1 protein-coding gene is annotated in these 515 nt (G+C 70.9%); it reads right to left on the minus strand.

The window, feature by feature from the left end; translation table 11 throughout:
- Positions 1-102 precede the first annotated feature (102 nt).
- Positions 103-515 (minus strand): DUF1707 SHOCT-like domain-containing protein (locus LP52_RS25450; protein ID WP_040276967.1); only part of this gene is annotated, 413 nt, incomplete at its 5' end.

The raw sequence follows: 515 nt of genomic DNA on the forward strand, positions 1-515 counted from the left end.
CTCGGCGCAGGCGTCGCGGTCGGTGTCGGCAGCCCGCATCTGGTCCGGGGGCAACTGCTGATCATCCATACTCGTCGATCCCTCCAGCCGGAGCGGTGACGCTCATGTGCGTGACCCGGTGCTCTCATCGGGCCAGATGGCGGCGGCGATCAGGATCGCCGCCCAGATCCCCAGCGGAACCAGCGGCCAATACGGCAGCACATCGCCGTGCATGGCGCTTGTGACGCCCCAGATGCCGGTCATGATGACCGCGCCGCCGAGCCACCATCGCCACTCGTCTACCCAGTCCTTCCACGGCGATACCAGGGCAGAGCGCGCGGAGCCGAGGGCCGCGGGTTCGGATTCCTCGCGTTCGGCCGGCGGCGGAGGCTCCGGCAAGTCCGCGGTCAGCGCCCGCAGCTGCCCGACGACCACCGCGCTCATCGCCTCGTCCAGGCGGTGTTCGTATTCAGCGAGGTCGAGGCGGCCTTCCGAGAGCGCGGTGGCCAGGCGCTCGGCGCAGGCGTCGCGGTCGG

Source organism: Streptomonospora alba, from assembly GCF_000826685.1.
In the GTDB taxonomy this organism is placed as follows: domain Bacteria; phylum Actinomycetota; class Actinomycetes; order Streptosporangiales; family Streptosporangiaceae; genus Streptomonospora; species Streptomonospora alba.